The organism is Rhodococcus sp. WAY2 (assembly GCF_009859915.1).
Lineage (GTDB): Bacteria > Actinomycetota > Actinomycetes > Mycobacteriales > Mycobacteriaceae > Rhodococcus_F > Rhodococcus_F oxybenzonivorans.
In genome coordinates, this window is record NZ_CP046572.1 from 5,557,410 (window position 1) to 5,578,454 (window position 21,045).

The 21,045-nt window shown below is 66.4% G+C and carries 21 protein-coding genes; 12 read left to right on the plus strand and 9 right to left on the minus strand.

What is annotated here, in order from left to right:
• Positions 1–11: 11 nt before the first annotated feature.
• Positions 12–437: a Sec-independent protein translocase protein TatB gene (gene tatB, locus GFS60_RS24990; protein WP_159925420.1), complete on the plus strand. Its 426-nt coding sequence runs from the start codon at positions 12–14 to the stop codon at positions 435–437.
• Positions 438–504: 67 nt separating this feature from the next.
• Here the strand turns inward: tatB and GFS60_RS24995 are convergent, their stop codons facing one another.
• The 5 genes from GFS60_RS24995 to GFS60_RS25015 all read right to left on the minus strand — a co-directional run bounded on the left by GFS60_RS24995 (position 505) and on the right by GFS60_RS25015 (position 5,883).
• A complete protein-coding gene (locus tag GFS60_RS24995; RefSeq protein ID WP_159925421.1) occupies positions 505–1,641 on the minus strand; it encodes an Mrp/NBP35 family ATP-binding protein in 1,137 nt (378 codons plus the stop codon).
• A gap of 23 nt (positions 1,642–1,664) precedes the next feature.
• A complete protein-coding gene (locus GFS60_RS25000; protein WP_159925422.1) occupies positions 1,665–2,537 on the minus strand; it encodes a lytic murein transglycosylase in 873 nt (290 codons plus the stop codon).
• A gap of 283 nt (positions 2,538–2,820) precedes the next feature.
• Positions 2,821–3,978 (minus strand): lytic transglycosylase domain-containing protein, encoded by a 1,158-nt coding sequence (locus tag GFS60_RS25005; RefSeq protein ID WP_159925423.1) that lies wholly within the window; start codon positions 3,976–3,978, stop codon positions 2,821–2,823.
• A gap of 115 nt (positions 3,979–4,093) precedes the next feature.
• Entirely contained in the window at positions 4,094–4,615 is a 522-nt protein-coding gene (locus GFS60_RS25010; RefSeq protein ID WP_109331843.1) for a DUF1003 domain-containing protein, read from the minus strand.
• Positions 4,612–5,883, minus strand: coding sequence for a magnesium transporter MgtE N-terminal domain-containing protein (locus GFS60_RS25015; protein ID WP_159925425.1), 1,272 nt, complete (start codon positions 5,881–5,883; stop codon positions 4,612–4,614). Before GFS60_RS25015 ends, GFS60_RS25010 begins: the two co-directional genes overlap by 4 nt.
• A gap of 72 nt (positions 5,884–5,955) precedes the next feature.
• Between GFS60_RS25015 and GFS60_RS25020 the strand changes: the two genes are divergently transcribed.
• The 6 genes from GFS60_RS25020 (at position 5,956) to GFS60_RS25045 (ending at position 12,046) form a co-directional block, all read left to right on the plus strand.
• The gene (locus GFS60_RS25020; RefSeq protein ID WP_159925427.1) at positions 5,956–6,918 is read left to right on the plus strand and encodes an HpcH/HpaI aldolase/citrate lyase family protein; all 963 of its coding nucleotides are present in this window, start codon (positions 5,956–5,958) and stop codon (positions 6,916–6,918) included.
• 67 nt (positions 6,919–6,985) lie between these two features.
• Positions 6,986–7,477 (plus strand): general stress protein, encoded by a 492-nt coding sequence (locus GFS60_RS25025; RefSeq protein ID WP_109331840.1) that lies wholly within the window; start codon positions 6,986–6,988, stop codon positions 7,475–7,477.
• A gap of 298 nt (positions 7,478–7,775) precedes the next feature.
• Positions 7,776–9,095, plus strand: coding sequence for an ABC transporter substrate-binding protein (locus GFS60_RS25030; protein WP_201453649.1), 1,320 nt, complete (start codon positions 7,776–7,778; stop codon positions 9,093–9,095).
• The gene (locus GFS60_RS25035) at positions 9,092–10,039 is read left to right on the plus strand and encodes a carbohydrate ABC transporter permease (protein ID WP_159925431.1); all 948 of its coding nucleotides are present in this window, start codon (positions 9,092–9,094) and stop codon (positions 10,037–10,039) included. The genes GFS60_RS25030 and GFS60_RS25035 overlap by 4 nt, the downstream gene beginning before the upstream one ends.
• A gap of 2 nt (positions 10,040–10,041) precedes the next feature.
• On the plus strand, positions 10,042–10,872 hold the full coding sequence (locus GFS60_RS25040) for a carbohydrate ABC transporter permease (protein WP_159925433.1): 831 nt from the start codon (positions 10,042–10,044) through the stop codon (positions 10,870–10,872).
• Between the two features lie 4 nt (positions 10,873–10,876).
• Positions 10,877–12,046 (plus strand): ABC transporter ATP-binding protein, encoded by a 1,170-nt coding sequence (locus GFS60_RS25045; RefSeq protein WP_159925435.1) that lies wholly within the window; start codon positions 10,877–10,879, stop codon positions 12,044–12,046.
• Between the two features lie 19 nt (positions 12,047–12,065).
• Here the strand turns inward: GFS60_RS25045 and GFS60_RS25050 are convergent, their stop codons facing one another.
• Complete coding sequence (locus GFS60_RS25050; RefSeq protein WP_159925437.1) at positions 12,066–13,577, minus strand: MFS transporter; 1,512 nt, start codon at positions 13,575–13,577, stop codon at positions 12,066–12,068.
• Between the two features lie 79 nt (positions 13,578–13,656).
• Between GFS60_RS25050 and GFS60_RS25055 the strand changes: the two genes are divergently transcribed.
• Positions 13,657–14,766 (plus strand): winged helix DNA-binding domain-containing protein, encoded by a 1,110-nt coding sequence (locus GFS60_RS25055; protein WP_159925439.1) that lies wholly within the window; start codon positions 13,657–13,659, stop codon positions 14,764–14,766.
• On the opposite strand, the gene GFS60_RS25060 is transcribed toward GFS60_RS25055, so the two are convergent.
• Entirely contained in the window at positions 14,753–15,619 is an 867-nt protein-coding gene (locus tag GFS60_RS25060) for a chromosome partitioning protein ParB (protein ID WP_159925441.1), read from the minus strand. The two genes, GFS60_RS25055 and GFS60_RS25060, sit on opposite strands and share 14 nt — an antisense overlap.
• A complete protein-coding gene (locus GFS60_RS25065; RefSeq protein ID WP_109331819.1) occupies positions 15,609–16,304 on the minus strand; it encodes a metallophosphoesterase family protein in 696 nt (231 codons plus the stop codon). Before GFS60_RS25065 ends, GFS60_RS25060 begins: the two co-directional genes overlap by 11 nt.
• A 65-nt stretch (positions 16,305–16,369) precedes the next feature.
• Here GFS60_RS25065 and GFS60_RS25070 point away from each other — a divergent pair, with 65 nt between their 5' ends.
• A complete protein-coding gene (locus GFS60_RS25070) occupies positions 16,370–16,957 on the plus strand; it encodes a suppressor of fused domain protein (protein ID WP_201453445.1) in 588 nt (195 codons plus the stop codon).
• On the opposite strand, the gene corA is transcribed toward GFS60_RS25070, so the two are convergent.
• Entirely contained in the window at positions 16,954–18,015 is a 1,062-nt protein-coding gene (gene corA, locus GFS60_RS25075; protein WP_109335247.1) for a magnesium/cobalt transporter CorA, read from the minus strand. The genes GFS60_RS25070 and corA overlap by 4 nt on opposite strands.
• Positions 18,016–18,173: 158 nt before the next feature.
• On the opposite strand from corA, the gene GFS60_RS25080 reads away from it, so the two are divergent.
• The 3 genes from GFS60_RS25080 (at position 18,174) to GFS60_RS25090 (ending at position 21,002) form a co-directional block, all read left to right on the plus strand.
• Entirely contained in the window at positions 18,174–19,028 is an 855-nt protein-coding gene (locus GFS60_RS25080) for a PHP domain-containing protein (protein WP_159925443.1), read from the plus strand.
• A gap of 101 nt (positions 19,029–19,129) precedes the next feature.
• Positions 19,130–19,432, plus strand: coding sequence for a hypothetical protein (locus tag GFS60_RS25085; RefSeq protein WP_397518044.1), 303 nt, complete (start codon positions 19,130–19,132; stop codon positions 19,430–19,432).
• A 376-nt stretch (positions 19,433–19,808) separates the two neighbouring features.
• Positions 19,809–21,002, plus strand: coding sequence for an NAD(P)-dependent malic enzyme (locus GFS60_RS25090; protein ID WP_159925447.1), 1,194 nt, complete (start codon positions 19,809–19,811; stop codon positions 21,000–21,002).
• Positions 21,003–21,045: the final 43 nt, after the last annotated feature.

A 21,045-nucleotide genomic window follows, 5' to 3' on the forward strand; every position in this document is an offset into this window, starting at 1 on the left:
AGGCTGACCACGTGTTCGGCAACATTGGTTGGGGCGAGTTCATGGTCCTCCTCGTCGCAGCTCTGGTCATTCTGGGACCCGAGCGGCTTCCGGGAGCGGTCAGTTGGGTCACGCGATCCTTGCGGCAGGTCCGCGAGTACGCGAGCGGCGCGAGCCAGCAACTGAAGGATGAACTCGGACCGGAGTTCGATGATCTCCGCAAGCCGCTGGCCGACCTCAATCAACTTCGCGGTATGACCCCCCGCGCCGTGATCACCAAACATCTGCTCGACGGCGACGATTCGATTCTCACCGGCAACTTCGACAAGCCGAATACGGTGTCGTTCGACAAGCCGGGAACGAAGGCGGTCAGCGCCGATCCGTCGACGCCCGCCCCGCCGCAGAACACGCCGCTCGCTGCAGGCGAGCGTCCCCCCATCGACACCGACGCAACCTAGGCCCTCCGGGCTCGTGCGCCTTTCTGGTTGTTCCTGCTACCAGAAAGGCGCACAGGCGCGAAGCGCCTCAGAGGTGGCGGGTGGTGTCGATCCCCAGCGACATTCCCGCGAGCCCACGCTTGCGCACTGCCAGCTTGTCGGCAACCTCGCGGAGTGCGATTGCCGCCGGCGAATCGGGATGACCGAGCACGATGGGCACGCCGTCGTCGCCGCCCTCACGCACCGCCTGCTCGAGGGGGATTTGCCCCAGCAACGGCACCGAGGCGCCCACGGCTCGCGTCAGCCGGTCTGCAACGGCCTGACCGCCACCCGAACCGAACACGTCCATCCGGGTGCCGTCGGGCAGGTCCATCCACGACATGTTCTCCACCACACCGACGATGCGCTGACGGGTCTGCAAGGCGATGGCCCCCGCCCGCTCCGCCACCTCGGCCGCCGCCTGTTGCGGTGTCGTGACCACGAGGATCTCTGCCCCCGGAATGAGCTGGGCCACGGAAATGGCGACGTCACCGGTTCCGGGCGGAAGGTCGAGGAGCAGGACATCGAGGTCGCCCCAAAAGACGTCGGCGAGGAACTGCTGCAGCGCGCGGTGCAGCATCGGGCCACGCCACACCACCGGAGTGTTGCCCTGAGTGAACTGGGCGATCGAGATCATCTTCACGTCGTGCGCGACGGGCGGCATGATCATCCGCTCCACCTGGGTGGGTTTGGCGTCGGTGCCGAGCATGCGGGGGACGGAGTGACCGTAGATATCGGCGTCGAGGACACCGACGGACAGACCTCGCGCGGCCAGCGATGCGGCCAGGTTGACGGTCACACTCGATTTGCCGACGCCACCCTTACCGGAGGCGACCGCATACACGCGGGTGAGTGAACCCGGCTGTGCGAAGGGAATGACCGGCTCGGCGGAGTCGCCGCGCAACGACTTACGTAGTTCGGTGCGCTGCTCGTCGCTCATCACGTCGAGTTCGACGCGGATCGCGCCCACACCCGGCACATCGGCCACGGCTTTGGTGACGCGGTCGCTGATCTCGGTCCGCATCGGGCAGCCGGCAGTGGTGAGGTAGATGGCGATATCGACGCTGTCGTCGTCGGCGATGTCGACGCTCTTGACCATCCCGAGTTCGGTGATCGGTTTCCGGATCTCGGGATCTTGGACGCGCGCCAAGGCGCTACGAACAGCGGACTCGCTCAGGACTGACATAACTCAATGGTAGGGATGTGTCCTCAGTGGATGCGCGGCAGGTCTGACGCAGCCGGGACGATACCGCTGGCGTAGCCCGCGGACCAGGCCAAGACATTGGCGACGTAGGCAGCCGAGTTGTTGTAACGGTGGACCGCCTTGGCCGCCTGGATCGGGTCGCGGACATCCAAATTGCCGTCACACAGATACTTTCCGGTGGTGAGCGCGGAGTCGAAGAGGTTCTGCGGATCGGCGGCGCCGTCTCCGTTGCCGTCGCCTGCGTAGCGGTTCCACGTCTCCGGAAGGAACTGTGTGGGCCCGACCGCGCGGTCGTAGTTGCTGTCGCCGTCCAGCCGTCCACCGTCGGTGTCGCGAATCACGGCATTGCCGGCGAGGTGACCGTCGAGGACCGGACCGAGAACGGCGTCGAGCATGTTGCCCTTGTCGTCGGCTTTGCCGTCGTAGGCGTGAGTCGACTCCACGCGGCCGATGCCGGCGATGAGCGTCCAGTACATACCGCACCCGGGCTGCTCGACAGCAAGGATGCGCTCGGCGTTCTGGTAGGCCGACACGTTGATGGCAGGTATGCCGAGGGCGCCCTGGGCGATGCTGGCCGGAAGCGGTGGCGTGGCCTGAACCGGGGCCAGGGCAGGTGCGGGGGCCTGCTCGACTGCGGGCGCGGCCTCCACGGCGGCGGTGTCGGCGACAGGGGTGACGGCCTCGGCGTTCGGTGCGGCGGTCGCTTCCTGGGCAACGTCCGCGACGTCCGCGGCGGCTTCGGAGCTGAAGAACGGGACCTTGGGGGTGGCGCCGGCCGTGTTGGCTGCGGTGACCAGACCGATGGGAATCAGTCCGGTGAGCGCGATGACCGAATTGCGGCGGATATGGGAATCCGTCTTCTTGTTGTGCCGACCCACTCGATTGCCTCCTGCGACCCCGTTCGGGATGTGCCTGTGAACTGGACGGCACGAGGCTACCCGATTCGAGACATTTCCGTTACGCAACCGTGATCAATACGGGTGAGGCGCGCGGGTCTGTTACCTGAGACCCGTCTAGCAAGGGTAACGAACACGGAAAGGTCACGCCCGCATGCGGCTCAGCGCGGAAGGCAGCGCGACGCGGCGCCAGAACCCGGAAGGCATACGAAAACGCCGCCGCCGCCCGGCTTCGGCCGGGCGGCGGCGGCGATCGAGGAAACTTCTAGCGAACTCCCACGGCCGGGGCGATTGCCGGCGGGGGAGCGGCCGGTTCCGCAGGCGCCGGCGCGGGTGCGGGAGCGGCCGGGTCGGCAGGTGGGCAGAAGAACACACATGGGAGTGCGGGTAGCGCAGGCAAGCCGGGGATCAGCGGTGCAGGCGCCGGAGTGGTCGGAGTCGGTGTCGCGTCGGGCGGGAGCTCCGGTGGAGCCGCGAGCTCACGGGCGAGGTCGGATCCGTTCGCCGCAGCGTCGGTGAGGCCACCGGGCGGCGGAGTGCTCGAGTCGGACAGCTGACTCGGGGTGGGCGTACCGCCATTCCGGTAGGCGTTCGACCACGTAATGACGTTGGCGGCGTAGGTCCCCGAATTGTTGTAGCGGAGAACCGCGCGGGTCTCCTGGAGGGGATCACGGAGGTCGAGTCCGCCCGAGCAGAGGTACCGGGCGGCGGCCAGGGTTGCGTCGAATACGTTGTTGGGATCTGCGGCGCCGTCCGCGTTGCCGTCCGACGCATATTTCGCCCATGTGGACGGAATGAACTGCATCGGCCCCACCGCCCGATCGTGTCCGGCGTCGCCGTCGGTGGCGCCGCGGTCGGTATCGCGGATCACCTCGTTGCCGGCCAGCCGGCCGTCCAGCACCGGTCCCAGAATCGGGGTGACGGTGGTGCCGGACGAGTCTGTCCGCCCTCCACCGGCATGCCCCGATTCGATGCGCCCGATACCCGCCAGCAAATGCCAGGGCACCCCGCACTTGGGTGCCTCCACCATCAACGTGAGTTCCGCCGAGCGGTACGCGTTGAGCACGATCTCCGGGATGCCGAGCGAACTGAGGATCACCGGTGCGGCGATCAACCCTGTTCCGGTGGGAGACGCGGGCGATGTGGGATTTATCACCACGGGTGGGGGAGGCGGAGGCGCCGCGCGCTGCGATCTCGCGACCCGCGGCGCAGGCGCCACGAAGCCTGCGGGCGGTAGGTAGGCGTCCTGCGGTTCACTCACCGGAGACAGACGCGTGGCGGACGCCAGCGCGGCCGTCTCGACCGCCGCGTTCTGACGGGTGTCGACGGCCGAGACAGGGCCTGAACTACCCGTCGAGGATCCGAGCGTTGCGGCGGCGCCCACCGTCAGGGCAGCAACCGTCACCAGTCCACGTATCCGCACTCCACCACCCCCTGCGGTGCTCTTGCTTGTCGCACACCGCGTACATCCGAGAAGTTGTGATCGACGTTACATATTCGTGACTGCGTGTGCCGAGGAATGGGCGAATGACCGGCGATCATTTGCGCCGGGGCCGGGCCTCTTCCTCGTCGCCGAGCAGGGTCTTGATCTCCTCGAGTTCACGGCGGAGGTAGTCACGGGTGGCCACCTCGCCGATCGCGATGCGCAGGGCGGCGAGTTCGCGCGCCAGGAACTCGGTATCCGCCTTGGTCTGTTCCGCGCGCGACCGGTCCTCCTCGAGCGAGACGCGGTCCCGATTCTCCTGTCGGTTCTGGGCCAGCAGGATCAGCGGGGCCGCATAGGCGGCCTGGGTGGAGAACGCGAGGTTGAGGAGGATGAAGGGGTACGGATCCCACTTCAGCTCGACGGCGAAGATGTTGAGGACGATCCAGATGATCACGACCACGGTCTGGATCACCAGGTACCGGCCGGTCCCTAGGAAACGAGCGAAGTTCTCACTTGCACGGCCGACCGCTTCCACGTCGTAGGTGAAGCGGAAGCGCCGGGCGCCGCGAGGGGTGTCGAGCCTTTGCCGATCCGACAGTCCACGGGCCGACACGCTGGGAACCTTCTCGCTCATCCGTCGATCTCCTCTTCACGCCAGTCCTCCGGAAGGAGATGGTCCAGGACGTCGTCGACGGTGACCGCGCCGATCAGGTGATTCTCGTCGTCCACCACGGGGCCGCACACGAGGTTGTAGCTGGCGAAGTACCGCGTGACGGCCGCCAGGGAGTCGTCGGCCGCGAGACGTGGGAGACCGGTGTCGAGCAGACCGCCCACGAGGCTTGCGGGTGGTTCCCGCAGCAACTTCTGCAGGTGCACGCATCCCAGATAGCGGCCGGTCGGCGTGGCCGTCGGAGGCCTGACGACGAAGATCATGCTCGCGAGCGCGGGCGTCACATCCTCGTTGCGCGCGCGGGCCAATGCTTCCGCCACCGTTGTGGACGCCGTGAGCACCACCGGTTCGGGAGTCATCAGGCCACCGGCCGTGTCCGGCGAGTGCTCGAGCAGCCTGCGGACTGGTTCCGAGTCCTGCGGGTCCATCAGTTGGAGCAGTGATTCTGCCTCCGTCTCGGGCAGCTCGCCGAGAAGGTCGGCGGCGTCGTCGGGATCCATGGCCTCGAGGATGTCGGCGGCCCGCTCGACCTCGAGGTGCATCAGAAGGTCGGTCTGATCATCGGACGGCAACTCCTGCACGACGTCGGCCAGGCGCTCGTCGTCGAGAGCGAGTGCGAGCTCGTGCCGCCGTTTGTCCGGGAGCTCACGCATGGCGTTGGCCACGTCGGCGGGACGCATGCCCTCGTATTGCATCAGGAGTGCGGACACCCCCTGGCCCGGCATCGACAGATCGGAATGCGTCAGCCCTTGCACGTGCTGCCACTCGACGATGTGAATGGCGGTACGCCGGCCGAGGCGGCCCCGATGGCCGCGCACCGCGACCTTCGACACCACCCAGTCACGGCTACGGGTCAGTTCGATGCCGAGATCGACCACCACCGTGTCGACCCCGTGGAGTTCCTCGAGTTCCGGGTCGTCCACCCGCACGCGAGAATCGAGGACCTGCGCGAGCGCGAGAACCTCGCCCGGACGCTGCGTGAACCGGCGCAGACTGACGTTCCCCGTGGTCAGTGTCACCGAACTCGGCTCGATCGCCGTGACCCGCAGCATGGGCACGAAGATGCGCTTGCGCGTGAACAATTCGATGACCAGCCCCAGCACCCGGGGTTGCTGGCGCCCGATGCGAACGGTGATGACCACGTCCCGCACCCGGCCGATCGACTCACCGTCGGGCCCGAGTACCACCAGGCCGGCCAGCCTGGCTGCAAAAACCTTGTTCGCAGCTGCCATGATTGCCAGGCTAGATCCTCGTACGGGGATCCAGGGAATCGAACACCTGCGGAAAGTGGAGGATCGTCCGTCATGAGTTCCGTCTTCAGGCCACGCCGATCGGTTCTGGCTGTTCCGGGCAGCAGTCGCAAGATGATCGACAAGGCCAAGGGGCTTCCCGCGGACGAGGTGTTCCTCGACCTCGAGGACGCCGTGGCGTCGTTGGCGAAGCAGGAAGCCCGCGTCACCGTCGCGGCCGCCCTTGCCGAGGACGGGTGGGGCGATCAGATCAAGGTCGTGCGGGTCAACGACTGGACCACCGAGTGGACCCATGCCGACGTCGCCGAGGTCGTCGGGCGTGCGGGCGCGCACCTCGATGCCATCTTGCTGCCGAAAGTGCCGGACGCCAGCCACGTTCAGGCCCTCGACCTACTGCTGACCCAGATCGAGAAGGCCAACGGGTTGGAGGTCGGGCGGATCGGGATCGAACCGCAGATCGAGAACGCCATCGGACTCACCAACATCAACGCCATCGCAACGGCCAGTCCCCGGGTGCAGACGCTGGTGTTCGGGCCGGCGGATTTCATGGCGAGTATCAACATGCGCACGCTGGTGGTCGGGGAACAGCCGGACGGCTACGACCGCGGTGACGCCTACCATCACATACTGATGACGATCCTGATGGCCGCACGGGCACACGGCATCCAGGCCATCGACGGGCCGTATCTTCAGATCCGCGACGTGGAGGCGTTCCGGCGTTCTGCGCAGCGCACCGCCGCTCTGGGTTTCGACGGGAAATGGGTGCTGCATCCCACGCAGATCGATGCGGCCAACGAAGTGTTCAGCCCCCGACAGAGCGATTTCGACCGCGCCGAACTGATCCTCGACGCCTACGAGTTCCACACGTCGGCGGCCGGTGGAGGACGTGGCGCAGTGATGCTCGGTGACGAGATGATCGACGAGGCCAGTCGGAAGATGGCCCTCGTGATCTCGGCCAAGGGCCGGGCCGCGGGAATGACGCGGACCTCCGAGTTCACGCCGCCCGACGAGGGTTAGCCGAAACAGGCAGAATGGTTCTCACAGGATCGATCCTGAGAGAATTACACGAGGAGACCAGCTGACGATGACGAATCCACTCGGACAGTCCAACGGGGCGCGGCGAGGGGCTCTGCCGGAACCTCCCACGGGCTGGCCCATCGGTTCGTACCCGACGTACGCGGAGGCGCAGCGTGCCGTCGACTACCTGTCGGATCAGGAGTTCTCGGTCGAGGACGTCACCATCGTCGGAGTGAACCTCATGCAGGTCGAGCGAGTACTCGGCCGGTTGACGTGGGCCAAAGTCATTGGCGGCGGCATCGTTTCAGGTGCCTGGCTCGGTGTCTTCTTCGGCCTTCTGCTGGGTATCGTCACGGGCGGATTCCTCGCACCGCTCGTGGTGGGCATCGTCGGCGGCATCATCTTCGGGCTGATCTCCACCACCATCCCGTATGCGGCCACTCGCGGTACCCGTGACTTCGCGTCCACCATGCAATTGGTCGCCGGGCGATACGACGTGCTGTGTGAGCCGAAGACCGCGGAGGCGGCGCGCGACATGCTGGCCAAGCTGGCGCTCTGAACCGAGACGTGGGCGGGCTCGTATTACGGATTGCGCGCTTTTCGTCTCGTTCGCGGTGATTTCCGCCAGTTTCAGGTCGATCTCGGATAGGTTTACGGCGCAATGCGAGGGGTCTTCCCCTCGGTGAAACCGTGACCTGGCGGGACTGCACGATCCGGCAGGAACCACTGTGCGGGCCTGCGTGCCAGCCGTACCGCGACTGGGTTCGTGAGGACCGCTCGAGGAGGCGGCTGTGCGGCGTACATCGACAGAATCCGGTCGTCCGGGCAGGCCCGGACTCGCAGTCAGATGGGGTCTCATCGGCGCGGCCACCGTCCTGACGGTTCCGCTGCTGGCGGCGTGCGCTTCACCGGACAGCGGCACCGTGCTCAGCTTCTACACGGCGGCCGACGGTGCGGAACAGTATGCCGAGGCCGCAGCCAATTGCACGGCCGCGGCCGGTGGCCGATACACGATCGAGCAACGCACCCTTCCGAAGGGGGCAGACGATCAGCGACTGCAGTTGGCCCGGCGCCTCACCGGAAACGACACCTCGCTCGACATCATGACGCTCGACGTCGTGTGGACGGCCGAGTTCGCCGAGGCGGGGTGGGCATTGCCGTTGCCCGACGATGTGGCGGCCGAGGTCACCGAGGGCACGCTCGAAGGCCCCCTCGAGTCGGCCCGGTGGCAGGATCAGCTGTACGCCGCACCGCTGAACACCAACACGCAGTTGCTCTGGTACCGCAAGGACCTCATGCCTGGTGGGCAACCGCCGCAGACGTGGGATCAGATGATCGACATTTCCGAGAGGCTGGCGAGCGAGGGCCGGCCCAGCTGGATCGGGGTGCAGGGCAAGCAGTACGAGGGTTTGATGGTGTGGTTCAACACCCTGCTGGCCAGCGCGGGCGGTTCCGTCGTCGGCGAGGACGGAACCACCGTGACCGTCGCGGACGGTGACGGTGCGCTGAAAGCCCTCGAGGTGATGAAGCGAGTAGCCACCGCACAGGGCGCCGACCCGTCGATCTCGCAGGGCGACGAGGCGTCGTCCCGTCTCGGCATGGAAAGCGGACGCGCGGCCTTCGAGGTCAATTGGCCGTTCGTGCTTCCCGGCATGATCGAGAACGCGGAGAAGGGTGACCTGCCGTTCATCGACGACAAGGGCAACACCACCTCCGTCGATACCGGCAACACGGTGCTCACGGTCGACGGGCAGCAGAACTTCCTCGCCGCGCCGTACCCCGCGGTGATTCCCGGCCGGCCGGCCGAGGTCACGATCGGTGGATTCAACATCGCGGTCGCGAAGACCAGCCGGCACCCCGACCTCGCGTTCGAAGCGGTGTCCTGCCTGCGTAACGAGGAGAACCAGCGCAACAACGCCGTCAACGGTGGTGTGCCGCCCACGTTGGCGAGGCTGTACGACGATCCGGCATTCCAGGAGGCGTATCCCGCCTGGCAGCAGGTGCGCGACGGCCTGAACACGGCGGCAGTGCGTCCGGTTTCACCCGCCTACCAGAGCATCTCGACCCTGATCACCGACACGTTGAACCCGGTCGGTGACATCGATCCGCCGCGTACCGTCGACGAACTCGCCGAGCAGGTGCGTAAGGCGGTCAACTCGGAAGGACTGATTCCGTGACGACCGAAGCCGTGCCGGTGGACCGGACCGACAAGCCGGCAGCGCCGACGAAGAGACAGGTGTCCGAAGGGAAGAAGGCCGAGCGCCGGCTGGGACTGTGGCTGGTGGCACCGGCGGCGATTCTCATGATCGCCGTGACGGCCTATCCGGTGGTCTACGCGGTGTGGTTGAGCCTGCAGCGCTACGACCTCCGATTCCCCGACGAGCGTAAGTTCGTCGGCCTTGCCAATTACGTGTCGGTGTTGTCGGACGCGTACTGGTGGCAGGCGTTCGCGGTCACGGTGGGCATCACTGCCGTGTCGGTGGTGATCGAATTCGTGCTGGGTCTGATCCTCGCCCTGGTCATGCACCGCACGATCGTGGGCAAGGGGCTCGTGCGGACAGTGGTGCTCATTCCCTACGGCATCGTCACCGTGGCCGCTGCCTACAGCTGGTACTACGCGTGGACGCCGGGAACCGGATACCTCGCGAATCTGTTACCCGACGGCAGTGCCCCCCTCACGCAGCAGATTCCGTCGCTCGCGATCATCGTCCTCGCCGAGGTCTGGAAGACCACGCCGTTCATGGCCCTGCTGCTGCTGGCCGGTCTCGCTCTGGTACCCGACGATCTGCTCAAGGCCGCACAGGTCGACGGCGCCGGGGCCTGGACCCGGCTGGTGCGCATCATTCTCCCGCTCATGAAACCGGCCATCCTGGTGGCGTTGTTGTTCCGCACCCTCGACGCGTTCCGGATCTTCGACAACATCTACGTGCTCACCAAGGGCGCCAACGACACCGGATCCCTGTCGATCCTCGGCTACGACAACCTGTTCAAGGCCTTCAATCTCGGAATCGGTTCGGCCATCAGCGTTCTCATCTTTCTCTGCGTGGCCGTCCTCGCATTCGTCTTCATCAAGCTCTTCGGTGCCTCGGCTCCCGGGTCCGACACGGAAGGAAAGCGATAACCATGGTCGAAACAAGGCAACGCAGGCTGAGCTGGTCGGCGGTCAACTTGCTGGTCCTGCTGTATGCGCTCGTTCCTGTGCTCTGGATAGCCAGCTTGTCGTTCAAGCCCGCGGGCACCATCAAGGACGGGAAGCTCATTCCGGAGAAGTGGACGCTCGACAACTACCGCGGAATCTTCTCGACCGACGCGTTCACCAGCGCGCTGATCAACTCCATCGGCATCGGGCTGATTGCCACGGTGATCGCGGTGGTAATCGGGACGATGGCTGCCTACGCGATTGCCCGGCTCGACTTTCCGGGCAAGAAGCTCCTGGTGGGTGTGGCGCTGTTGATCGCGATGTTCCCGCAGATCTCCCTCGTGAGCCCGCTGTTCGACATCGAGCGCCGACTTGGATTGTTCGACACCTGGGCCGGTTTGATCCTGCCGTACATCACGTTCGCGCTTCCCTTGGCGATCTACACGTTGTCGGCCTTCTTCAAGGAGATCCCCTGGGAGCTGGAGAAGGCGGCCAAGATGGACGGCGCCACACCGGCGCAGGCGTTCCGGAAAGTGGTCGCACCGCTTGCGGCGCCCGGTATCGTCACCGCGGCAATCCTCGTGTTCATCTTCTGCTGGAACGACCTGTTGTTCGCGATTTCGCTGACCTCCACGGAGCGCTCGATCACCGCACCGGCGGCGATTGCCAACTTCACCGGCGCTTCGCAGTTCGAAGAGCCGACGGGGTCGATCGCCGCCGCTGCGATGGTGATCACCATTCCGATCATCGTCTTCGTGCTCTTCTTCCAACGACGCATCGTGGCCGGTCTGACGTCCGGCGCAGTGAAGGGATAAACCTGTGGCCGAGATTGTGCTGGACAAGGTAACCAAGCTCTACCCGGACGGTGCGCGGGCGGTGAGCGACGTCGACATTACGATCGCCGACGGCGAATTCATCATTCTGGTCGGTCCGTCGGGTTGCGGTAAATCGACGACTCTCAACATGATCGCGGGCCTCGAGGACATTTCGTCCGGTGAGCTGCGCATTGCCGGCGAGAGGGTGAACGAGAAGGCGCCGAAGGACCGGGACATCGCCATGGTGTTCCAGTCGTATGCGTTGTATCCGCACATGACGGTGCGCCAGAACATTGCGTTCCCGTTGACGCTGGCGAAGATGTCGAAGTCGGAGATCGCGGCCAAGGTGGACGATGCCGCGAAGATCCTCGATCTCACCCAGCACCTCGACCGCAAGCCGTCCAATCTGTCGGGCGGACAGCGACAGCGGGTCGCGATGGGGCGGGCAATCGTCCGCAGTCCCAAAGCGTTCTTGATGGATGAGCCGCTGTCCAACCTCGACGCCAAGCTCCGCGTGCAGATGCGCACCGAGATTTCCCGTCTCCAGCAACGTCTGGGAACGACCACGGTGTATGTGACCCACGATCAGACCGAGGCGATGACTCTCGGCGACCGCGTGGTGGTGCTGCGCGGGGGACTCGTCCAGCAGATCGGGGCACCGCAGGAGTTGTACGACCATCCCAACAATCTGTTCGTTGCCGGGTTCATCGGATCGCCGTCGATGAACTTCTTCCCCGGACAGCTGACAGCGGAAGGTATTTCGACTCCCCTCGGGAACTTCGCGCTGCCTCCGCGCTCGCGTGAGAAGGTCACCTCCTCCGGGGCGTCGAAGGACGTCGTGGTCGGTATCCGCCCGGAGCACTTCGAGGACGCCGGGTTGATCGACGCGGATCAAAAAGCCGCTGGTGCCACGTTCACCGCCCAGGTCGAGGTGCTCGAGTCGATGGGCTCGGACAAGTACGTCTACTTCTCCGCCGAAGGACCACAGGTGAGTTCGCGGGAACTCGAGGAGCTCGCTGCCGATTCGGGCACCGAGGTCGCGGGTGGGGGACATCTGGTGGCCCGGTTGTCGACCGAGTCGTCTGCGGCGCAGGGCAGCCCGGTGGAGTTGTGGTTCGACCCCGCGAAAGTCGCGGTGTTCGATCAGGACTCCGGGGCCAATATCACTCGCTGACCGAGGGGACAAGGCGAACTCACGATGTCCTCTGCCGTTCGCCGGAGCTCGTGTTCGCGCCACCGAGGCCGCCTACGGTGCCCCATTCGGCGGCGAGCGCGGTGGCATGGATCTCGTCCTCTTCCGCGTCGGAGGGTATGCGGATCACGCGGGTGATACCGAAGAAAGGCAGCAGCCCGGCGAGAGCGGCGGCAACGGCGCCGGTGGCGAACGCGATGAGGTAGGCGGATTCGGCCGCGAGGTCGGTGCCGGAGAGAGTGATTTCGGCCAGCAGGGTCGCGATGAGGGCGCTGGCGAACGAGCTGCCCACGGACCGCGCGATCGAGTTGATGCTGTTGGCCACGCCGGTCTCGTCCTGCGGGACCTCGGCGACCAACAGCGAGGGCAGTGCCGCGTAGGCAAGGCTGATGTAGGTGTTGATCAGCAGGATGGCGGTGATCACCTGCCAGGTGTGGTCGTGGGCGACGATGAAAAGGATGAAGCCTGCGACGCCGACCACGCTGGCGCCGATGAGCACGACACGCGCGCCGACGTGGCGGATCATCGTGCCACTGAGGATCGAGGCGAGGACTCCGCTGACCGCGCCGGGTAACAGGTACACGGTGCTGGCCTCGAGCACGGTGGCGCCGAAGCCGTACCCGGCGACCGAACGAGAAGTCTGCACGAAGTACGAACTGCCCAGGAACATCACGAACATCGACATTCCCACCACGAGGGCGGACAGGTGTGTGACGAGGACCGGCGGATCGGTGAGCAACCGGGGTGCCACCAGTGGATGGGCGATTCTGCGCTCGTACAGGAACCACCCGGTCAGGACGAGCAGTCCGGCAGCACCGCTGATGATGGTGGCGGGCGAACCCCATCCCCAGGTGCTTCCCTCGGACAACGGGAGAAGGACGAGGACGAGCCCGGCGGCGAGACCCACCGCACCGATCCAGTCCATGGATCCCGATCCCGTCCGCGCGCGCCGGGGAATCGCGAACCACGCCAGGACGAGACCCGCAAGCGTGATCGCAGAGGAGAGCCAGAAGATCCGGTGGAAGTCGGCGCCGTCGGCGACGAGCACCCCGGTGAGGACGATCCCGAAACATCCGCCGAAACCCAGAGTTCCCGAGAGAATGCCCATCGCCCCGGTCAGCTTCTCGGGGGGCAGCTCGTCGCGCAGGACTGCAATTCCGATGGGGAACAGTGCGAACGAGACGCCTTGCAGCACTCGGGCAACGATGAGCACACCGATCGACGTGGCGACCGCACCGAGCAACGAGCCCACCAGCACGATCACGAGCACACCGAGCAGCACCGGACGTGTGCCGCGAAGATCGGCGAGCCGGCCGAGTAGGGGCGTCGCGGTGGCCGCTGCGAGCAGGTTGGCGGTGAGGAGCCACCCGACGGCGGTGGGCCCGACCTCGAGTTGGGCGCCGATCGTGCCGACGATCGGTACCACCAGGGTCTGGAGAACCGCCAGAATCATGACGATGAAGCACATGACCGGCAGAAGCATCCTCGGCGTGGGTCCAGGTTCTGCGCTCATGTGGTCCTCCGTGCGTCGTCCTGTCGACACTGACAGATAAACACGGTACTGGGGCTAACTAACAAAGGGGGTCGACGCGGTGGGTTCCGAACGCATGTCGGATCGGGCGCTGGGACGGGCCACGCTGGCCCGCCAGGGATTGCTACGCCGAACAGGAACGTCGGCTCTCGAGATGATCGAGCACTTGTGCGGGCTGCAGGCCCAGGCCCCGATGCCGCCGTATTTCGCCCTGTGGGCACGCATCGAGAAATTCCGGCCCGATGCCCTCTCCGAGCTCATCGAGCGACGCGAAGTGGTGCGCATCGTCGCCATGCGTGGAACCGTGTTCGCGTTGTCGGCGGCCGACGCCCTGACATTCCGCCCGCTGGTCCAGCCGCTCCTCGATCGGGATCTGCGCATCAACACGCAGTACCGCGCACACCTCGACGGGATCGATGTCGCCGCTCTCGCTGCTGCGGGCCGCGACCTCGTCCGGGATCGGCCGCGCACGCAATTGCAGATGCGGCCGTTGCTCGAGGAGCGATTTCCCGGACGCGACGGCGCGGCCCTCGCGCACGGGGTGCGCGGGCTCGTGCCGATGGTCCAGGTGCCACCGCGGGGGTTGTGGGGCAGGTCGGGACAGCCTGCGCTGGCGACACTCGAGTCGTGGGTGGGGCAACCACTCGACCCGGCGCCGTCACTACGGACGATGGTCCTGCGTTACCTTGCCGCGTTCGGCCCGGCGAGTGCCCTGGATGCACAGGCGTGGTCAGGCTTGACCCGGCTCGGCGAGATCCTGGACGAGCTGCGCCCGCAGTTGCGGGTGTTCACCGCGGAATCGGGAACGGAACTTTTCGACCTTCCGGACGCGCCGCGGCCGGAGGCTGGGGTGCCTGCGCCGGTGCGCATCCTCGCGGCCTTCGACAATGTGCTTCTTTCCCATGCGGATCGCAGGCGGATTCTCGACGACGAGGTGCGGAAGCGGGTCTTCACTCAGAACGGAATCATCAAGCCTGCTGTGCTGGTGGGCGGCAGGGTCGCGGGCTTCACGACCACGACCGTGGGGAAGGACGGGGTGATCCTCGAGGTGGAGCCGTTGACGAAGATCGCCAAGTCTCATCGGCCGGCCATCGAAGCGGAGGGTCGCCGATTGCTGAAGTTCGCACACCCCGAGGCCGTCACTCGGGAGGTGCGGATCACGGACTCGTAGACCGGTGCTTACGGGGCGCCCGCTGGCTCAGTTCGGCGATGATCTCGTCGTTCCAGACATGTTGGCGCACCAGGCGATACCGTTCTCGAGCCACCCACAGGTAGGCTTCGGCATCGGTGTGGTCGGGCAGCATGTCGGCGGCCCGGACCATGCGCACGACCGGGAGGAACTCCTCGCCGAACCACCGACGCGCCACGGTGTCGCGACCCACGAACTCGCCCATCTCCTGCATGAGACGGAACCCCCAGGCTTCGACGCACTCGCTGATTTCCGCGTACTCCCACGGATCGGTGACCGTCACCGCCTTGCGCTGGGCGCCGGTGAGGGGCACCCGGCTCAGGAACAGCCGGCGATGGTCCTTGATCAGCAGATCGCCGCGCTGCGTGATGCCGTCCGGCGAGATCCGGGTCAGGATCTCCGTCACGTACGCGTCGATGGTGCTCCAGTGCATCGCGTAGGCGATGGACACGCGGTGGTGGCCGTCGCTGACGAAGTGCATCGACCCGATTCTGTACACCTGGATCGGCGGAACCGACTCGCCGCGGCGCTGCGCTGCGGCGAGCCGCTGCCAGCGTTCGCGTATCCGGGCGGACGTAGGACGGAAGTACCGGTCGAAGTCACTGGTGCGGTCGACGCTCCCGACGATCGAGTTGACGGGGATCACCTGCAATCCCAGTGACCGTTCGCCGATCCTCCCGAGCGCGGCCACCACTTCGTCGAACGGCAGGATTTCGTTGACGTCGTCCGGTTCCCTGCGTAACCAGTTGACCAGCCGGGAGAGCTCGGCGCGGCGGCGCTGACGGGTGAAGTCGTTCTCCGCGTCGGCGGAGGGGAAACCGGTGTCACGTGCCATGCCGTCGCCTCACGATCGTCGGTTCGGTACCCGAAGACATCTCCATGAGAGTGAACCCGACCGTGTTGATCACCGTCGTGGAGCCGAGCACTCTGTCCACGGGCGTCGTCCCGTACGGGTGCACGTGGCCGTGAACGAGTGTCCGAGCCTGCAACCGTGCGGCCAGCTGCTCGAAACACTCGAAACCGCGGTGCGGCGGGTCCTCGAGATCACCGACTCCGCGCGGCGGGCTGTGCGTGAGGAGCACGTCGACACCGGCTACTCCGGATCGGCGCGCATGCCACGCACTCGTCATGGCCAAGTTGCGGGCACGCCGGCGCTGCTGCCGTTCGGTCCACTGATTGGGGCCGTCGTTGTACCGGATCGATCCGCCCAGGCCGGCGATCCGCAGTCCGGCGATGCGGACGATCCGTCCGTCGGCGTTGACGGCGCCGCACGGGCCGGGCCACGTCGACGGCATACCGGAACGCATCCATCCGACACGGCCCGCGGAATAGCCGGAAAGGTCGGGGTCGTGGTTGCCGGGCACGAACACGCACGGTGCATCGAGTGCGTCCATCAGATACTCGAGATAGTCGAAGGGCAGATCACCGGCCCCGAGGACGAGGTCGACCTTCATGGTGCGCCCCTGCGGGGTCCACAACGACTCGATCGTCTCGTCGGAGACCGCGAGTACCGAGACCATGGCCCGACGCTACCGGCTCGAGAGGCCGGGGGACGAGTGAGCGCGGGCGGTGGTTTGATGGCGGGGTGACTGACAGCGTTGTGGCAGCCGTTCGTGCGCACCTGCTCGAACAGATCGGGGGGCCCGAGCCGACCGCCGCCTCGGTGACGTTTCTGGGGGTCGAGCCTCTCGACGTGCTGCGGTTCCCGCCCGCCGAAGACGACCTCGTCCGGTACGTGACTCTGGGTTGCTCCCGGCACCCGATGGGTGATCCCGGGGAATTGGTGGCCGACCCGATGCGGGGTCCGCGCGCGGAACTCGTGCTGACGCTGCGCGGGGGAGCCGGGGTGAGCTCGGGTGTCGCGCGCACGCTCGCGGTGCTGGCGGCCGCGCCGTCGGTGGAGGGGGTGGTCCTCGTCGAGGACGCGCTGCTCGACCTCGGCGAGCCGTTGTGGAAGGACACGCCGTTCACGGCGGTGCTCCTGGGCAAGTCCTCGATTCCGGACCTCGCCCTTCCCGAACCCGCCGACGCGGTGCAGTTCCTCGCCGCCGTGCCCCTCACCGGAACCGAGGCAGCGTGGGTGCGACTGCGCGGCGCCGAGGCATTACGGGAAGCGTGGACCGAGGCGGGCATCGACGTGCGCGACCCGAACCGCGGCGCGGCGTCCCTCTAGAGCCAGTTGTTTCGGCGGAAGGTGACGAACAGCCCCACCGTGACCGACACAATGAAGGCCACCACGAGGTGATACCCGTATTGCCAATGTAATTCGGGCATGTTGTCGAAATTCATGCCATAGATTCCTGCGATCATCGTGGGCACGGCGGCGATGGCCACCCATGCCGAAATCTTGCGCATGTCGGTGTTCTGCTGGACGGCGATCTTGGCGAGAGCCGCGTCGACGAGTGAGCTGAGCACCTCGTCGTACTCGGCGATCCGCTCCGCGACGGTGGTGTGGTGGTCGAGCACGTCGCGAAAGTACCGCCGCACTTCCTTCGGCACCGGATTGCCGGGCGACTGCGTCAACCGCAGCAGCGGGTTCGACAGCGGGTTCACCGACTTGCGGAGTTCGACGATCTCCCTCTTGAGCAGGTAGATGTGCTCGACCGCGACGGTGTTCCGCGGGCTGAACACCGCCTCCTCCATGCCGTCGACGTCGTGTTCGATAGCCTGGGTGACCTCGAGGTACGTATCGACGACGTGGTCGGCCACCGCGTGCAGGACGGCATAGGGGCCGAGCGCGAGCCGCTCCTGATTCTCCTCGAGCGAGCGCCGGACGTTCGCGAGCCCGGAATGATCGCCGTGCCGCACGGTCACGACGTAGTCGGCGCCCACGAAGGCCATGATCTCGCCGGTCTCCACGATCTCACTGGCGGTCGCGACCGAATCGTGTGGCACATAGTTGACGGTCCGCAGCACCAGGAACAGGATGTCGTCGTAGCGTTCGAGTTTGGGCCGCTGGTGCGCGTGGACAGCGTCCTCGACCATCAGTTCGTGCAGGCCGAACGTCTCGGCCACGCTCTCCATCTGACCCTCGTCGGGTGCGAGGAGTCCGACCCACACGAATCCCCGGCCACGCCGCCGGACCTCGGCGAGGGCAGCCTGATGGGTGTACTTACCGGGCAGACGGATGCCGTCCACATACACGCCGCAATCCACCACGGCGCGGGCGGTGGGGATGCGGATCCGGGGACCCGCGGACTTGTCGCGGCCTTGTGCCGGAAGTGAGGGCATGGGCGCGAGCACTCCCTTCAGCGTCGAGACCGAGGACTTGGTGTCGCGCAATCCTACGTGAGCACCGGAGTCCTGAATCCCCGACGACCGGACGACACGACACCGCTCGACGCACGCACGCCCGGACCCTTCCCGAGCGCACCTGACACACTGGGCAGGTGCGCATCGATCTCCACACTCACTCGACGGCCTCGGACGGTACCGACAGTCCGGCAGACCTCGTGCGCGCGGCCGGTGCCGCGGGTCTGGACGTCGTGGCCATCACCGATCACGACACCACGGCGGGGTGGGCAGAGGCGGTTGCGGCTATGCCTGCCGGGTTGACCCTGGTTCGGGGCATGGAGATGTCCTGCGCGGGCCGGGGTGAGGACGGTCGTCCCGTCGCGGTTCACCTGCTGGCCTACCTCTTCGATCCCGCGCACGCCGCGTTCGCGCGGGAACGTGAACGGTTGCGAACCGAGCGGGTCGTCAGGATCCGGGCCATGGCCGAGCTGATGATGGAGGACGGCCTGCCCATCGACGCCGACGAGGTCCTGGCAGCAGCGGGTCCCGCCGCGGGTCGCCCACATCTGGCGAGGGCGCTGATGCGGGCCGGAGTGGTGAGCAGTGTCAATGAGGCGTTCGTCGACCTGCTGGCGCCGCGGGGCCGGTACTTCGTCGACAAATCCGACACCCCCTTGGACGAGGCGGTGCAACTGGTGGCCGAGGCCGGAGGGGTGAGCGTTCTCGCCCACGGGCGGGCGCGGGCGCGGGGACGGCTGCTGTCGCTCGATCACGTCCGGGAGCTGGCCGGTGAGGGTCTACACGGGCTCGAGGTGCATCATCCCGACCACTCGTCGGCCGATGTCGCGGTTCTTCAGGGACTGGCCGACGAATTGGGGCTCGTCGTCACCGGATCTTCCGATTACCACGGGACGAACAAGACGATCCGGCTGGGCGAGTTCGGCACGGACCCCGACGAGTTCGACAAGCTCGCCTCCAAAGCCTCCGGTACACAGGTGATTTCGGCATGACTGCACGCGATTCGGACCGCTACGGCAACCGCGACCACTACGACCCTCACGGCTACGACGCTGACCGTGACGACCCCTACGGCCCGACGACGCCGAGGTCCATGCCCCCGCGCGAGCCACGTCGCAGCTCATTTGTCGTCAGGGCGTCGCGCGCGTTCAGTGGCGCCGTCGCGGCCGGTGTGGTGATCTTGTGTCTCGTCGTGATCGGGTCCGCCTATGTGGGCGGCGGCAGGGGATTCCCGGGGCCGGGAGCAGTCTCGATCACCGCGCACATCGTCGCGTCCGTGGTCGTGGTCGTGGCCCAGCGGATCGCCGACCGCCGTGACGGTCTCGCCGCGGTGCTCGCATCTGTCGCCGTCCTCGCTGCGGCAGCGCTTCTGCTGGCCACCCAATGGTGGGGTTGACCGACCCTCGGAGAGTTATGTGAAACCGGCTCTCACGGTGACCCGTCGGTAACTTGTTCTCACAGGTAGAAGCCGGAAAACGTGAGACGTCTGACTCCCGTGGCGATTTGATTGTGCAGCGATCTTCGTGCTTGACTTAGCACCACTCCGACGTCGGCGCCACCGCCCTTCGGCGGGGATTTATGGCAGCGTTGCCAAGGGCTCACCCGCCCAGCGCCATCCACGCTTCGGAAGTTCTGCGGCCAAAGTGATCGCGCGCACCGGAAGCTTCACCAGTTGTCGTTCGCGGAGTAACTACGTAGATCAGCGCCGATCCGCATGGTTACTTCACAGTAACCCGGCCCCGAGTGAGCCTGGACTTAGCAGGAGTGTCATCGTGTCCATCGTGTCCGAACCCACCACACCGCAGAAGGTCGAGCTGACCGACGAGGAGATCTTCGCCGGCCACATCGGGGGGAAGCTCTCGGTAGAGACCACGACCGCCCTCGATACCCAGCGCGCCCTGTCCATTGCCTACACGCCCGGCGTCGCGCAGGTTTCCCGCGCGATCCACGCCGACGAGACCCTCGCCGACCGCTACACCTGGACCAGCCGCCTCGTGGTCGTCGTCAGCGACGGCTCCGCGGTGCTCGGCCTCGGCGACATCGGTCCCCGCGCCTCCCTTCCGGTGATGGAAGGTAAGTCCGCACTGTTCAAGAACTTCGCGGGCCTCAATTCCATTCCGCTGGTGCTCGACACCAAGGACCCCGACGAAATCGTCGAAACCCTCATCCGGTTGCGCCCGAGCTTCGGCGCGGTCAACCTCGAGGACATCTCCGCACCGCGCTGCTTCGAGATCGAGAAGCGCGTGATCGAGGCCCTGGACTGCCCGGTCATGCACGACGATCAGCACGGCACCGCGATCGTGGTCCTCGCCGCCCTCAAGGGTGCGGTGAAGGTGCAGAAGCGGGACATCTCCGCGCTGCGCGTCGTCATCTCCGGCGCCGGCGCCGCCGGTGTCGCCTGTGCGAACATCCTGCTCGCCGCCGGCATCGCCGACGTGACCGTGCTCGATTCCAAGGGCATCGTCTCGGCCGACCGCAAGGACTTGAACGAGGTCAAGGTCGACCTCGCGGCCCGTACCAACCCCGCCGGCCGGCACGGCGGGATCGTCGAGGCCCTCGACGGTGCGGACGTGTTCCTCGGAGTGTCCGCGGGCACGGTTCCCGAAGAACTCATCGCGACCATGGCGGACGACGCCATCGTTTTCGCGCTGTCGAACCCGGACCCGGAGATCCACCCCGAGGTCGCGAAGAAGCACGCGGCGATCGTGGCCACCGGGCGTAGCGACTTCCCGAACCAGATCAACAATGTGCTTGCCTTCCCCGGTGTGTTCCGCGGTGCGCTCGACGCCGGCGCCCGCCGTATCACCGAAGGCATGAAGCTTGCCGCCGCCGAGGCAATCCTCTCGGTCGTCGGTGACGAGTTGGCTGTAGACAAGATCGTTCCCAGCCCGCTCGATCCTCGCGTCGCCCCCGCTGTTGCGGAGGCAGTCGCCGCCGCTGCTCGCGCAGAAGGCGTCACCGACTAGCGAGAATCCGTTGAACACCCCGGACCGGAGCCCGCACCAAGGT